The following is a 12,828-nucleotide window of genomic DNA, read 5'->3' as shown; positions in this document are numbered from 1 at the left end:
GGCTCAGAAAAAACGTTCCTTATAGTCAAAAAGAGGCTGGACGGGATGACCGATAATTTGGTCAGCAAGAGAATGATTGTTATCCGACGGTGCCAACAATACGCGCAGTGACGCCGCATCGATAATGCCAAAGTTGTCCAAATCATGGCATCCGGAACCGCCGCAATAATTTTGGAAAACGATGTACGAACGTTGATCTTTTCCTTTTAGACAAGCGGCAAAAAAGTACTCGGCTGCTTTTGGACCGTCGACCGTGTTGTCAAAAACCAAACGAATTGATTCTTTCCCGGAGCTGGCGGAGAGGACTATTTTAGATAAGGCTAACTTGGCATCCGGAAATCTCTCTGCGCTTACTTCGACAGAGGCCCCACCACATAACGTTTTGGCGAATTTTTCGTCTGCCAACGCTGAATATGAGAGGCAGATTGCCGTCAATCCAACAAAAGCCAATTTCAAATTAGGGAGACAAATCCGGTTCCGCATCAAATTCCGCCAAGCTTATTTCTCAATCAACACCACCGCCTGTACCGCGATGCCTTCCTTACGGCCCTCGAAGCCCAGCTTCTCGGTGGTGGTGGCTTTGACGTTGATGAAGTCGATGTCGGTTTCCAGGTCGGCGGCGATGTTGGCGCGCATGGCCGGGACGTGCGGCAGCATTTTCGGCGCCTGGGCGATGATGGTGACGTCGGCGTTGACCAGTTTGTAGCCTTTTTCCTTAACGATGCCGTAAACGTGGCGCAACAACACCCGGCTGTCGGCGCCCTTGAATTCGGGGTCGGTATCCGGAAAATGCTTGCCGATGTCGCCCAGCGCCGCCGCGCCCAGGATAGCATCCGCCAGCGCGTGCAATACCACGTCGCCGTCGGAATGGGCTTCCAGGCCTTTTTCATAAGGAATGGTGACGCCGCCGAGAATGATGTGGTCGCCGTCGTTGAAACGGTGGACGTCGTAGCCCATACCGACTCGAATCATGCTTGTTGCTCCATATAGAATTGCGCCAACGCCAGGTCTTCCGGGCGGGTGATTTTGATGTTGTCCGGGCGGCCTTCGACGATCTTGGGTTGGAAGCCCAGGATTTCCAGGGCACTAGCCTCGTCGGTCACGGCCGGATTGCCTTCGGTCTGTTGCAGCGCGTCGCGCAGCATGCCGTATTTGAACATCTGCGGCGTCAGTGCCCGCCAGACGTGCTTGCGGTCGATGGTGGCAGTAATGGTATCGCCGTCGACGTGTTTCAGTGTGTCGTGCGAACTCAAGGCCAGGATACCACCTACGGCGTCATCTTTCAGGCTGTCGATTTGCAGATGAATATCGGCGGCGGTCAAACACGGCCTTGCGGCATCGTGGACCAACACCCAATCGTCTTCCTCAGCTAGGCCTTGCAACGCTTTCAAAGCCGACAACACCGAATCGGCGCGTTCCTTGCCGCCGGGAGCGGTAATCACGTCCGGATGTTTGGAGATTTCCAGCTCCGGCCAGTACGGGTCTTCCAAAGAAATTGCGACGGCAACTTTTTGAAAAGCGCCGGATGTCAGCAAGCGACTCAAGGTATGTTCTATTACGGTCTTGCCAGCGAGAGGTAAATATTGTTTGGGGCGATCGGCTTGCATGCGTTTGCCGACACCGGCTGCGGGCACGACGGCCCAGCATTTGATGGATTGGTTATTCAATGCCACGATTTATATGATTGTTTTTCTTTGAAATTGAATTGGAATTGTGCTTAACAATACAAGGAGTTGGGCTTGGCATAAATATTCTTCAAACTACCATCCTCTGCAACATCGATTGTTATTTCAATCCATAAGGACATGCAAAGGCCTGCCGATTCGGGAAGATGGCAAAATATGGATTTGTTTGACCGAATTTCGCATGTGCTCCCAAGTTTTTCGAAAAATACTTTTGCATTTTCCGGAGAGCTACCCTTTGGAAATCGGGTATTTATTGCCGCATTTATGACAGCATAATTCTGTTCTTCTATTGAGCGAAAATTCGCTTGAAAATCTTGCTTATCGTGCTTGCCAAAAAGTATAGCCCTGGCTATTTCGTCGGTATGATTAGCTCTATAAGTGCCAATTATTATCCATCCAATAATAAAAAGTATGACTAGTATCGGTAACAGCAAAACGAGCCATAATAATTTAATCCGACTCATGCGATTAGCTCACTTGCGCAGCTACTCAAGCACTTGAAAGAAGGTTTCGTTTTCCTTGATCATGCCCAGTTCGTAGCGGGCGCGTTCTTCGATGGTTTCCAGACCCTTGCGCAAGTCTTTAACCTCGGCATACAAAGTATCGTTACGCTCTTTTTTCTCTTGAGCTTCCTTAGTCAATTCCTCCAACCGCGCGCGATATTCGCGAATTTGCGACAGACTGGCATCGCCGAACCACAACCGGTACTGGAAGTGCAGCGTCAGGACAATGATGACAAGGATCAGAGTTTTGATGGCGTTATCTCGAAAATGTAGGTTGGGTTAACCCTGAGCGGTAGCTAAGGGTGTAACCCAACTTAAAAGCCGACGTGTTGGGTTACGGCTAGCGCGTTATATGCCCTTTGGGTAAACCCAACCTACGCTTTTATTTCAGCATTTTAAATGCGCTACGGCCGGCATAGCGGGCTTTCGCACCCAACTCGTCTTCGATTTTCATCAGACGGTTGTACTTGGCGACGCGGTCGGAGCGGCTCAAAGAACCGGTTTTGATTTGGCCGGTGCCGGTGGCAACAACCAAGTCGGCAATGGTGGTGTCTTCGGTTTCGCCGGAGCGATGAGAAACCACGGCGCTGTAGCCAGCCGCGCCAGCCATGTTGATCGCTTCCAGGGTCTCGGTCAGGGTGCCGATTTGATTGACTTTGATCAAAATCGAGTTGGCGATACCTTTTTCGATGCCTTCTTTCAAAATGGCCGGGTTGGTCACAAACAAGTCGTCACCGACCAATTGAATGCGATTACCCAGTTTTTCGGTTTGATATTTCCAACCGTCCCAGTCGTTTTCGTCCAGACCGTCTTCAATCGAAATAATCGGATATTTATCAACCCAGGCGGCCAGGAAATCGACCATCTCGGTGGAAGTAAAGCTGCGGTTTTCGGCGGAGAGGAAGTATTTGTCGTTTTCGAAATACTCGGAAGCGGCCGCGTCCATACCCAGGTAGATGTCTTGGCCCGCTTTGTAACCGGCTTTTTCGATCGCTTCCAGGATGACTTCGATAGCTTCTTCGTTGGAGCGCAGGTTAGGCGCGAAACCGCCTTCGTCGCCGACGGTGGTGGCCAAGCCTTTGCCTTTCAACACTTTGGCCAGGTTATGAAACACTTCGGCGCCGTAACGGATCGCTTCGCGGAAGGTTGGCGCGCCGACCGGCAGAATCATGAATTCTTGCAGGTCGACACTGTTGTCGGCGTGCGAACCGCCGTTGATGATGTTCATCATCGGCACCGGCAGGATGAATTCGCCGGATTTGTTCATGAACTGGTACAACGGTTTGCCGGCTTCTTGCGCGGCAGCGCGGGCGGCGGCCATCGATACGCCCAAGATGGCGTTGGCGCCCAGGTTGCTTTTCGCATTGGTGCCGTCCAGATCGATCATTTTTTGATCCAGCGCCGCTTGATCGTCGGCTTGCATACCCACGACAGCGTCTTTTAATGCCGTATTGACGTTATTGACGGCTTTCAAGACGCCTTTGCCCAGGTAGCGGTTTTTGTCGCCGTCGCGCAATTCGATGGCTTCGCGCTCGCCGGTGGAGGCGCCTGACGGCACCATCGCGCTGCCGACGACGCCGGAATCCAAATACACTTCGGCTTCGACGCTGGGGTTGCCGCGCGAGTCCAGAACTTCTCTAGCTTTTACATCAACGATTCTCATGATCTTTGCTTGCTCCGTGGTAAGGATGGATTAGTTATTAATTATTTCAGCCTAAGGTGGTTTCGATGAAGGCCTGAGCTTTAACGACGCGGTCTATGGTCATCAAGGTTTCCAGCAATTCTTGCATCCGGTGCAGCGGCCAGGAGTTGGGGCCGTCGCTCAGGGCTTCTTCCGGCTTCGGATGGGTCTCCATGAACAGGCCGGCAACGCCGACCGCCACTGCCGCCCGCGCCAACACCGGCACATGCTCGCGCTGGCCGCCGGAACAACTGCCCTGGCCGCCCGGTAACTGTACCGAGTGGGTGGCGTCGAACACGACCGGACATTCAGTGTCGCGCATCACTGCCAGCGAACGCATATCGGACACCAGATTGTTGTAACCGAACGAGACACCGCGCTCGCAGACCATGATCTTGTCGTTACCGGTAGCCTTGGCCTTGGCAACCACATTGCCCATGTCCCAGGGCGCCATGAACTGGCCTTTCTTGATATTGACCGGTATGCCTTGGGCGGCGACACTTTGGATGAAATTGGTTTGCCGGCACAGGAAAGCCGGGGTTTGCATCACGTCGACGACGGCGGCAACTTCGGCCAGCGGCGTGTCCTCGTGCACATCGGTCAACACCGGCACATTCAGTTGTTGCTTGACCTTTTCCAGAATCTGCAAGCCAGTTTCCAGGCCCAGGCCGCGGAAACTGCTCATCGACGAGCGATTGGCTTTGTCGAACGAGGATTTGTAAATAAAGGGGATGCCGAGCTCGTCGGTGATTTCCTTGAGTTTACCGGCGGTATCCAGCGTCATTTGTTCGCTTTCGATGACGCAAGTGCCGGCGATCAGAAATAACGGTTTGTCGAGTCCGACTTCGAAATTGCAAAGTTGCATGCTTGACCTTGATTAATTGGATGCGGATGAATGCTGTTTGTGCTTGGCGGCCGCTTCGACGAAACCGGAAAACAACGGATGGCCGTTGCGCGGCGTCGAGGTGAATTCGGGATGGAACTGGCAAGCCAGGAACCACGGGTGGTCGGCCAATTCGACGATCTCGACCAAACGACCGTCCAGCGATTTGCCGGAAAAACGCATGCCGGCGGCTTCCAATTGTTTCAAATACTGGTTGTTGAATTCGTAACGGTGGCGGTGACGCTCGGTGATCACATCCTTCTGATACACATCGAAGGCTAGCGAATCGGACTTCAACCGGCATTTCTGCGCGCCCAGGCGCATGGTGCCGCCGATGTCGGAATCTTCATCGCGGGTCACCAGTTCGCCGGCTTCGTCCATCCATTCGGTAATCAAACCAATCACCGGATGCGGGCTTTTCGGCAAAAATTCGGTACTGTGCGCGCCTTCCAAACCAACCACGTTTCTGGCGAACTCGATCACCGCCGATTGCATGCCCAGGCAGATGCCGAGGTAAGGGATTTTGTGCTCGCGGGCGAAACGCACGGTGGAAATTTTGCCTTCGACGCCACGCTCGCCAAAACCGCCCGGCACCAGAATCGCGTCGACGTCTTTCAATTGCGCCGTGCCTTCCTGCTCGATGGTTTCCGAGTCGATGTATTTGATTTCGACCTTATGCCGGGTATGGATACCGGCGTGCAACAGCGCTTCATTCAGCGATTTATAGGCGTCGGTGTGATCGACGTATTTACCGACGATAGCAATTTGCACCTCGTCGGTCGGATGGGTCAGGCCGTCGACGACTTTTTCCCAAGCGGTCAAATCGGCCGGCGGCACATCGAGACGCAACTGATGCACCACCAGGTCGTCCAGGCCTTGTTCGCGCAATAACAGCGGGATGCGATAAATAGTGTCGGCGTCGATCGCCGAAATCACGGCTTTTTCGCTGACGTTGGTGAACAGAGCGATCTTGCGGCGCTCGCTGGCCGGAATCGGCTGCTCGGAGCGGCAGATCAGAATGTCGGGCTGAATCCCGATGGTGCGTAATTCTTTGACCGAGTGCTGCGTCGGCTTGGTTTTCAGTTCGCCGGCCGACTTGATGTAGGGCACCAGCGTCAAATGGATGAACACCGCGCGGTCGCGGCCCAGTTCCACGCCCATTTGGCGGATGGTTTCCAGAAACGGCAGGGACTCGATGTCGCCGACCGTGCCGCCGACTTCGATGATACCGATGTCCATGCCTTCGGCACTGGCGAACACCCGGCGCTTGATTTCGTCGGTGATGTGCGGAATGACCTGCACCGTGGCGCCAAGGTATTCACCTTTACGTTCGTTACGTAGAACCTGCTCGTAAACCTGGCCGGTGGTGAAGTTGTTTTTCTTGGCCATCGTGGTTTTCAAAAACCGCTCGTAATGACCCAGGTCGAGGTCGGTTTCGGCGCCGTCCTCGGTGACGAACACTTCTCCGTGCTGGAACGGGCTCATCGTGCCGGGATCGACATTGATGTAAGGATCGAGTTTGGTGATGGTGACTTTCAGGCCGCGATCTTCCAGAATCGCCGCCAGCGATGAAGCGGCAATGCCTTTTCCCAAGGAAGACACCACGCCGCCGGTGATAAAGATGAATTTTGTCATTAAGGATTTGCGCCCTGTTTAGCGAATAGCAGGATCAAAACAAACGACGATTTTAGCAGCTTTGGCCGCAGCTTGCCGCTAAATTAGCCCGATCAATCCAAACAGCACCAAAGCGGAACCCGAAGGCCGACTTTGCTTAACAGGCCGGCAACTCCCGATCATTCCAACTTTGCGCCCGACCGCAAATTCGGCCAGGAGCTGAATGCGAACACCCAAATCATGATGATGTTCACCACCGGCACCAGCAACACTAGCGCCCAACGCCCGTCGAACCCGGCTTTTTGCAAAATGCGATTGCCCAGCCAAAGACAGAAGAGAATGTAGGCCGGCAAAAGGATAAAAAACAATTCCATGGTCACCGCTCCTGTTTCAGGTTAGGCCATCCTTGGAACGCCAACTGCAAGAATACCAACAACAAGCCGAACACCGGCAAAAATACCAACGCAGCCCAAGCCGGATGCAAACCGGCCTTTTTATAAACCACGATGGTCGGGATAGCCACCATCATCCCGACAATCGCACTCTGCAGAACATCCGGAAACATCTCCACCCCCTGGTCAAAAAACGGAATCATCAAGCCAGCGACTGGCCTTCCAATCCACTCGATAACAAGCCGCCTCACCGCTGGCCCAAGCCCATTCCGCGACCCATAAGCCCGCTACCGCCGCCAGACGCCCGTCTATATAGAGCAACGGCCGCTGATCACGTTCCCAGGGCGGAATAGCCGCCTCCTGGTACAACTTCTTCAGACAATGATGCCCAGCACGTCCGGGTAATTTGAGCTTTTCGCCGCCAACTCGAGCATTTACCGACACTTCGGCTCCGTCCCAATGAGCCTTGGCGATTCCGGAACAGGCTTCCGCCCTGACCAAGCCATAGCCGTTTCCCAAATCTAACCGGGCATCCGGTTTCGGCCACAACAAACTACCTGCGAATTTATCCAACGCGGCCGCCGGGATGCAAAACAATTTTTGCCGATAACCGAGGACATGATACCCCTGAATTTGGAGCTGCGGCGCCGATGTTTTACCCTGGCGATTGGCGACTTGTGCCGTCAGCGCATCGATCACTGCGGCACTCGGCGGCTTCAACCCGAATGAGGTCAGCCACTTCCGCAACACAAAACGGCGCTGCGAGTCACTGAGCCGGCTTAAACCGGCAAGACAGATACTTTTGCTTTCAGGGTCGAGCATTTCCGCCAAAACCGGGCCTACCCAATCCTCTAACATCCGCGAGGCTTTGCCGCAATGCGCGGCCGAACGCGCCACTGTTTTATCCAGCGCCGGCCAGCGCTGCTTCAACATCGGCAGGATTTGATTGCGCAGAAAGTTGCGATCGAAATCGCTGCTTTGGTTACTCGGATCATCCACCCATTGCAGATGATTGGCGCGCGCATAGTCGCAGATATCTTTTTTGGACGCATCCAAAAAAGGCCGCAGCATACGCCCGCGGCCAAATGCTGCATCGACAGGCATACCAGCCAAGCCGGCCACCCCCGCCCCCCTGAACAATTGCAGCAACAACGTCTCCGCTTGGTCCTCGCGATGTTGCGCCAGCAACAACACGTCGCCCTCCTCCAACAATGGACGCAAAGCCCGGTACCTTGCTTCGCGCGCCGCCGCCTCGGGGCCTTCACCGTTTCGGGCAACGGCATCGACCTTGACAATTTGAAACGCCACCCGCAAATCCAGACACTGGCGGCGGCAATGCTCGCCCCACGCATCGGCGCTGGCTTGCAAACCGTGGTTGACGTATACGGCGACAATGCGCTCTTGTAGTCCGGCTCCGACTGCGGCCAAATGGAGCAACACATGCGAATCCACACCGCCGCTATAGGCCACGTAAACCGTTCGACAATCCGGCGGCAATAGCGCAGTGATCAGACGCGGGTCGAGACTAGAGATTTTCGGATTCATAAAAAAAGGCCGAACGCAGCCGGCCTTTTGTCTAAACGGACGAACGTGGCCGTACTATTTAACCGGCTCTTCAATGTAGGAGCCAAAGCGCATGATCCGCTGGTAGCGTTTTTCCAGCATTTGATCCATGTTGGCAGCCGCCTCCTGGTTCAATTCCGCCAAGTGCCTCAATAACGCCTCCTGCAAATTTTCGGCAATCTTCTGAAAATTACGGTGACCGCCGCCGACCGGCTCACGCACCACCTCGTCCAAAAAGCCTTGCTCGCGCACCCGGTCGGAGGTAATGCCCATGGCTTCCGCCGCCAACTGGGCTTTGTCGGCGCTTTTCCATAAAATCGAGGCACAACCTTCCGGCGAAATGACCGCGTAGGTGCTGTATTCCAGCATCAACAAGCGGTCGCCAACGCCAATCGCCAGCGCGCCGCCGGAGCCGCCTTCGCCGATGACCGTGCAGATGATCGGCGTGCGCAATTTGGACATTTCGAACAGATTGCGGGCAATCGCCTCGCTTTGGCCGCGCTCCTCAGCGCCAATGCCGGGATAGGCGCCCGGCGTGTCGATCAGACAGATAATCGGCAACTTGAAACGCTCGGCCATCTTCATGACCCGCAAGGCTTTGCGATAACCCTCCGGACGCGGCATGCCGAAGTTGCGATGGATTTTTTCCTTGGTGTCGCGACCTTTTTGATGGCCGATCACCACCACCGGCTGACCTTCCAGCCGCGCCAAGCCGCAGACGATGGCCTGATCGTCGGCAAACGCCCGGTCACCGTGCAGTTCGTGGAAGTCGGTGAACATCAGATTGACGTAATCTAATGTGTAGGGACGGCCAGGATGGCGGGACAATTGCGAAATCTGCCAGTCGGACAGGTTGCTGAAAATGCTCTCGGTCAGCATTTCGCATTTTTGCTCGAGCTGTTTCAGCGTCTCGGAAATGTCGAAATTATTGTCCAGCTCCACCTTGCGCAGCTCTTCGATTTTGGCTTGCAATTCGGCGATGGGCTGTTCGAAATCTAAGAATTTTAAATCCATGTCAATCCGGCCAGAGAATCAATAAAATGGCCGGCGATTTTAAAGAAAAATGCTGCCATTGCCTATCAGTTTTACCGGATCATGAACCAGACCGCCTTCGACATCAATCCGCACGCGCCGTTGGCCGCCCGCATGCGTCCGACCAATCTGGACCAATACATCGGCCAGCAGCATTTGCTGGCGAAAGGCAAGTCGCTCCGCGCCGCGATTGACCAGGGCGTGCCGCATTCGCTGGTGTTTTGGGGGCCGCCGGGCGTTGGCAAGACCACGCTGGCGAAAATTATCGCCGCCAGCGCGCATTGCCATTTCATCGAACTGTCGGCGGTAATGGCCGGGGTCAAGGAAATCCGCGCCGCGGTAGCCGAGGCCGAGGAGGTCAAGCTCAGCCGGAATCTGAACACCGTGGTGTTTATCGACGAGATCCACCGCTTCTCGAAAAGCCAGCAAGATTCCTTGCTGGCGCCGATCGAGAGCGGGACGATCATCCTGTTCGGCGCCACCACCGAAAATCCGTCGTTCGAACTGAACAACGCGCTACTGTCGCGGCTGCGGGTTTACGTGATGCGCAGCATCGAAGCCGAGGATTTGGTGGACCTTCTGCACCAAGCGTTGACCGATCCAACCCGCGGTTTGGGTAAGCGCAAACTGGCAATCAGCGACGACGTGCTGACAATGATCGCGAAGGCGGCCGACGGCGACGCCCGTCGCTGCCTTAACATTCTGCAAATTGCCGCCGACCTGGCGGAAACCGTGGACGGCCGGGAAGTCGTCGACCGCGAGGTGATCGGCGAAGTTTTGCAAGGCCATGCGGCTCGTTTCGACAAGGGCGGGGATATTTTCTACGACCAGATTTCCGCGCTGCACAAATCGGTGCGCGGCACCGACCCGGACGCGGCATTGTACTGGTTCTGCCGGATGATAGACGGCGGTTGCGACCCGTTGTACATCGCCCGCCGGGTGGTGCGGATGGCGTCGGAAGACATCGGCAACGCCGACCCGCGCGGCCTGGAACTGGCGCTGAATGCCGCTCACGCCTACGAGCGCCTGGGCAGTCCGGAAGGCGAGTTGTCGCTGGCGCAAGCCATCGTCTATCTGGCCTGTGCGCCGAAAAGCAATGCAGTGTACGTCGCTTATAAGGCGGCAATGGCCGATGCTCGAACCAGCGGCTCGCTGGAGGTGCCGATCCATTTGCGCAATGCGCCAACCAAACTCATGAAAGAACTGGGACACGGCGCCGAGTACCGTTACGCTCACGACGAGAAAAACGCCTATGCCGCCGGCGAAAACTATTTACCGGAACCTTTAAAAGGCAAACGTTATTATTTTCCGGTAGAACGCGGCCTGGAAGTAAAGATAAAAGATAAACTGGAGTTTTTACGGAAGCAATAAAAAACCGGCAGCCCGAACCGGTGATTGCAATACTATCTTCGCAATTGTCTGTACCAGGGTATTTGGCATAAAAAAACTCCCGTACCGGAGGGCCGATACGGGAGCAAAAGCAAGCAAATATTTAGAATATCTACCTGCGAATCTCCGCCAAATGGAGAAACTTTTAAAACCTTTCAAGCTTGGCGCGACTTTCCAGTACCATGTTGCTGGAAAGCGCCGCGATACCGAACAGCATGGTTGAAATTATAAATTGCCCGAAAATAAAACTCAGTATGCCGGAGAAAGAAACCAAGCCAACAAACACGTCTTTTTTAAATTCATTCATTGCGACCACCCTACGATAAATTAATATGCAAACACGTCCGACCCAAAACGCTGTTAAATCCATTCTCGCCACCTCAAGCGGCAACGTGAGTTAAGTAAAATCCAAAACTTCAGTTACTGCCAGTACCGATCTTCCGTTATTTAATACATTTCGCATATTTCAACCAAAAAACCATAGGCTTCCGCACAAAAAACCGGATTTCCGAGACATAGGCCGAATAATAAAAAACCGACTTCAAATTGAATTTAAATATGTGGCGCTCATCACGAAAGCCACATCGCGCGGCGGCACTTGGATATTGCAGCTGAGAGCGGATCGGTCAGTCTTGAGGCTGGCGCCCAGGCGCAATAGGCGCAGCAACACCAACGCCATCCGAAACTTTATTTGGGGGAAGAAGAGCGGGATTTGAAAGGTAAAGAGATCTCCCGCCTGCGCCGTCTGATACTTTCGTCCTTGAACCGGAGGTTCAAGTGGAAACCGATTCCCGCCAATCAGGCTTCCTGAACGAACAGGCATGCACACCATGACGGGTAAAAAGCTTCCGGGGCAAATGCAGGTTCAGGAAACACCCAGTACTGCTCGAACGCTGCAGGAGATTGGACTTGTAGTTTACCGGATTTACGGGTTTTCCAAAACGTTTTCTATTTTGATGCGCAAATCTGCCAAGCGATTCGCCATATCGCTGTCGCCGGTGGGCTTATGGGCTTCCGCAGCCCAATCGTGAGCCAGATTCAACGCCGCCAGCACGGCAATTCGGTCGGCCCCGCTGACTTTACCGGTGTCGCGGATCTTGCGCATTTGCTTGTCGAGCTCGCGAGCGGAACTAATCAACGAATCTCTCTCGTCCGGCGCACAGGCGATCTTGTATTCCTTGTCCAGAATATTCAACGAGACGGGGTGAACGGCTTTACTCATGAGTCGTGTTCCATCGCTTTCAGGCGAGCGATCATCGCTTCGACTCGGGCTTTGGCCAGCGTGGTTTTTTCCAGCAATTTGGCTTTCTCCTTAACCAAGGCATCCTGTTTGACTTTCAACGACTTGTTCTCATTTTTGACTTGATTGAACTGAGCGATCAGCACATCCAGTTTATTTTCCAGCGCTTCGAGTTCGGTAGACGGATCTTTTTCGAGTTGAGACATAGTCAGAAGTATGGGCTGATATGACGTTATAATCCTCACGTTCGGCTAGGAATGTTAGCATAAGCCAGGTATTTGAACAGCTCCTTGACAGGAAACACGTATCCAATGACATACAGCGCGATCAGCGAAATTCTGCAACAACACGACGCGGACGTCGGCGCCGCGGAGGCACACGGCGTCGCTACCGGCATGCTCTGCGTCGAAATTAAAGCCGACGTGGAAAACTGGCTCCGGGAATTGTTTGCCGAGATTGAACAATTGATAGAGGGAGACAAGAACCTGCTGTGCGGCGTCTTCGAACAAACCCGCACTTTACTGGAAAATCAAAACGACGAATTCGCGTTCGACTTGCTGCTGCCGGACGAGGACGAGGCATTGGCGGAACAGGTCGAAGCCCTGCGCTGTTGGTGCCAGGGATTTCTGTTCGGCGTAGGCTACGCCCAAACCGACGCCGACTGGCCGGGCGACACGGCCGAGGTGATGCGGGACATGATCGAACTGACTAAAATCGACAGCGACCTTGGCGAAGAAGACGACGAAAACGCGCTAATCGAAATCCGCGAATACGTGCGCGCTGCCGTATTTACCGTACGCGACCAGTTCGCCGAACAAAACCCGCTACAAACTCACTGAGCCGCCG

16 protein-coding genes and 1 other RNA gene are annotated in these 12,828 nt (G+C 54.3%); 2 read left to right on the top strand and 15 right to left on the bottom strand.

What is annotated here, in order from left to right:
• Nucleotides 1-3 precede the first annotated feature (3 nt).
• From AC0IM9_RS06835 to accA, 11 genes are all read right to left on the bottom strand, one after another.
• Nucleotides 4-483, bottom strand: coding sequence for a hypothetical protein (locus AC0IM9_RS06835; RefSeq protein WP_186289608.1), 480 nt, complete (start codon nucleotides 481-483; stop codon nucleotides 4-6).
• Nucleotides 484-498: 15 nt separating this feature from the next.
• Entirely contained in the window at nucleotides 499-972 is a 474-nt protein-coding gene (gene ispF, locus AC0IM9_RS06830) for a 2-C-methyl-D-erythritol 2,4-cyclodiphosphate synthase (RefSeq protein WP_256612312.1), read from the bottom strand.
• A complete protein-coding gene (gene ispD, locus AC0IM9_RS06825) occupies nucleotides 969-1,667 on the bottom strand; it encodes a 2-C-methyl-D-erythritol 4-phosphate cytidylyltransferase (RefSeq protein ID WP_482803540.1) in 699 nt (232 codons plus the stop codon). Before ispD ends, ispF begins: the two co-directional genes overlap by 4 nt.
• Nucleotides 1,668-2,170: 503 nt before the next feature.
• A complete protein-coding gene (locus tag AC0IM9_RS06820; protein WP_445372986.1) occupies nucleotides 2,171-2,404 on the bottom strand; it encodes a septum formation initiator family protein in 234 nt (77 codons plus the stop codon).
• Nucleotides 2,405-2,570: 166 nt separating this feature from the next.
• Nucleotides 2,571-3,854 (bottom strand): phosphopyruvate hydratase, encoded by a 1,284-nt coding sequence (gene eno, locus AC0IM9_RS06815; protein WP_140913026.1) that lies wholly within the window; start codon nucleotides 3,852-3,854, stop codon nucleotides 2,571-2,573.
• A 43-nt stretch (nucleotides 3,855-3,897) separates the two neighbouring features.
• Nucleotides 3,898-4,734: a 3-deoxy-8-phosphooctulonate synthase gene (gene kdsA / locus AC0IM9_RS06810; protein WP_482803494.1), complete on the bottom strand. Its 837-nt coding sequence runs from the start codon at nucleotides 4,732-4,734 to the stop codon at nucleotides 3,898-3,900.
• A gap of 12 nt (nucleotides 4,735-4,746) precedes the next feature.
• Entirely contained in the window at nucleotides 4,747-6,387 is a 1,641-nt protein-coding gene (pyrG, locus tag AC0IM9_RS06805) for a CTP synthase (protein WP_278209304.1), read from the bottom strand.
• A 158-nt stretch (nucleotides 6,388-6,545) separates the two neighbouring features.
• Complete coding sequence (locus AC0IM9_RS06800; protein WP_278209305.1) at nucleotides 6,546-6,740, bottom strand: hypothetical protein; 195 nt, start codon at nucleotides 6,738-6,740, stop codon at nucleotides 6,546-6,548.
• Between the two features lie 2 nt (nucleotides 6,741-6,742).
• Nucleotides 6,743-6,961, bottom strand: a complete 219-nt coding sequence (locus tag AC0IM9_RS06795) for a hypothetical protein (protein ID WP_482803493.1) — start codon at nucleotides 6,959-6,961, stop codon at nucleotides 6,743-6,745.
• A complete protein-coding gene (gene tilS / locus AC0IM9_RS06790) occupies nucleotides 6,945-8,303 on the bottom strand; it encodes a tRNA lysidine(34) synthetase TilS (protein ID WP_482803492.1) in 1,359 nt (452 codons plus the stop codon). The genes AC0IM9_RS06795 and tilS overlap by 17 nt, the downstream gene beginning before the upstream one ends.
• A gap of 54 nt (nucleotides 8,304-8,357) precedes the next feature.
• Complete coding sequence (gene accA, locus AC0IM9_RS06785; RefSeq protein ID WP_140913022.1) at nucleotides 8,358-9,335, bottom strand: acetyl-CoA carboxylase carboxyl transferase subunit alpha; 978 nt, start codon at nucleotides 9,333-9,335, stop codon at nucleotides 8,358-8,360.
• An 81-nt stretch (nucleotides 9,336-9,416) separates the two neighbouring features.
• On the opposite strand from accA, the gene AC0IM9_RS06780 reads away from it, so the two are divergent.
• The gene (locus tag AC0IM9_RS06780) at nucleotides 9,417-10,724 is read left to right on the top strand and encodes a replication-associated recombination protein A (protein WP_482803491.1); all 1,308 of its coding nucleotides are present in this window, start codon (nucleotides 9,417-9,419) and stop codon (nucleotides 10,722-10,724) included.
• 163 nt (nucleotides 10,725-10,887) lie between these two features.
• Here the strand turns inward: AC0IM9_RS06780 and AC0IM9_RS06775 are convergent, their stop codons facing one another.
• The 4 genes from AC0IM9_RS06775 to AC0IM9_RS06760 all read right to left on the bottom strand — a co-directional run bounded on the left by AC0IM9_RS06775 (nucleotide 10,888) and on the right by AC0IM9_RS06760 (nucleotide 12,188).
• Entirely contained in the window at nucleotides 10,888-11,049 is a 162-nt protein-coding gene (locus AC0IM9_RS06775; RefSeq protein WP_186289607.1) for a hypothetical protein, read from the bottom strand.
• A 418-nt stretch (nucleotides 11,050-11,467) separates the two neighbouring features.
• Nucleotides 11,468-11,647, bottom strand: a non-coding RNA gene (gene ssrS, locus AC0IM9_RS06770) — 6S RNA.
• A 20-nt stretch (nucleotides 11,648-11,667) separates the two neighbouring features.
• Nucleotides 11,668-11,964, bottom strand: a complete 297-nt coding sequence (locus tag AC0IM9_RS06765; RefSeq protein ID WP_140913020.1) for a cell division protein ZapA — start codon at nucleotides 11,962-11,964, stop codon at nucleotides 11,668-11,670.
• Entirely contained in the window at nucleotides 11,961-12,188 is a 228-nt protein-coding gene (locus AC0IM9_RS06760; protein ID WP_140913019.1) for a TIGR02449 family protein, read from the bottom strand. Before AC0IM9_RS06760 ends, AC0IM9_RS06765 begins: the two co-directional genes overlap by 4 nt.
• Nucleotides 12,189-12,293: 105 nt before the next feature.
• Here AC0IM9_RS06760 and AC0IM9_RS06755 point away from each other — a divergent pair, with 105 nt between their 5' ends.
• Nucleotides 12,294-12,821 (top strand): UPF0149 family protein, encoded by a 528-nt coding sequence (locus tag AC0IM9_RS06755; RefSeq protein ID WP_482803490.1) that lies wholly within the window; start codon nucleotides 12,294-12,296, stop codon nucleotides 12,819-12,821.
• Nucleotides 12,822-12,828: the final 7 nt, after the last annotated feature.

This window comes from Methylomonas sp. Uni0011, from assembly GCF_056850255.1.
This window is presented reverse-complemented; position numbering and strand designations above follow the sequence as displayed.

What these genes read in the sequence shown, in the direction of transcription:
- AC0IM9_RS06755 (WP_482803490.1), top strand. Translation starts at nt 12,294, where the DNA reads ATGACATACAGCGCGATCAGCGAAATTCTGCAACAACACGACGCGGAC.
- AC0IM9_RS06795 (WP_482803493.1), bottom strand. Translation starts at nt 6,961, where the DNA reads ATGATTCCGTTTTTTGACCAGGGGGTGGAGATGTTTCCGGATGTTCTG.
- pyrG (WP_278209304.1), bottom strand. Translation starts at nt 6,387, where the DNA reads ATGACAAAATTCATCTTTATCACCGGCGGCGTGGTGTCTTCCTTGGGA.
- AC0IM9_RS06765 (WP_140913020.1), bottom strand. Translation starts at nt 11,964, where the DNA reads ATGAGTAAAGCCGTTCACCCCGTCTCGTTGAATATTCTGGACAAGGAA.
- AC0IM9_RS06800 (WP_278209305.1), bottom strand. Translation starts at nt 6,740, where the DNA reads ATGGAATTGTTTTTTATCCTTTTGCCGGCCTACATTCTCTTCTGTCTT.
- AC0IM9_RS06780 (WP_482803491.1), top strand. Translation starts at nt 9,417, where the DNA reads ATGAACCAGACCGCCTTCGACATCAATCCGCACGCGCCGTTGGCCGCC.
- kdsA (WP_482803494.1), bottom strand. Translation starts at nt 4,734, where the DNA reads ATGCAACTTTGCAATTTCGAAGTCGGACTCGACAAACCGTTATTTCTG.
- AC0IM9_RS06775 (WP_186289607.1), bottom strand. Translation starts at nt 11,049, where the DNA reads ATGAATGAATTTAAAAAAGACGTGTTTGTTGGCTTGGTTTCTTTCTCC.
- ispF (WP_256612312.1), bottom strand. Translation starts at nt 972, where the DNA reads ATGATTCGAGTCGGTATGGGCTACGACGTCCACCGTTTCAACGACGGC.
- AC0IM9_RS06835 (WP_186289608.1), bottom strand. Translation starts at nt 483, where the DNA reads ATGCGGAACCGGATTTGTCTCCCTAATTTGAAATTGGCTTTTGTTGGA.
- tilS (WP_482803492.1), bottom strand. Translation starts at nt 8,303, where the DNA reads ATGAATCCGAAAATCTCTAGTCTCGACCCGCGTCTGATCACTGCGCTA.
- accA (WP_140913022.1), bottom strand. Translation starts at nt 9,335, where the DNA reads ATGGATTTAAAATTCTTAGATTTCGAACAGCCCATCGCCGAATTGCAA.
- AC0IM9_RS06760 (WP_140913019.1), bottom strand. Translation starts at nt 12,188, where the DNA reads ATGTCTCAACTCGAAAAAGATCCGTCTACCGAACTCGAAGCGCTGGAA.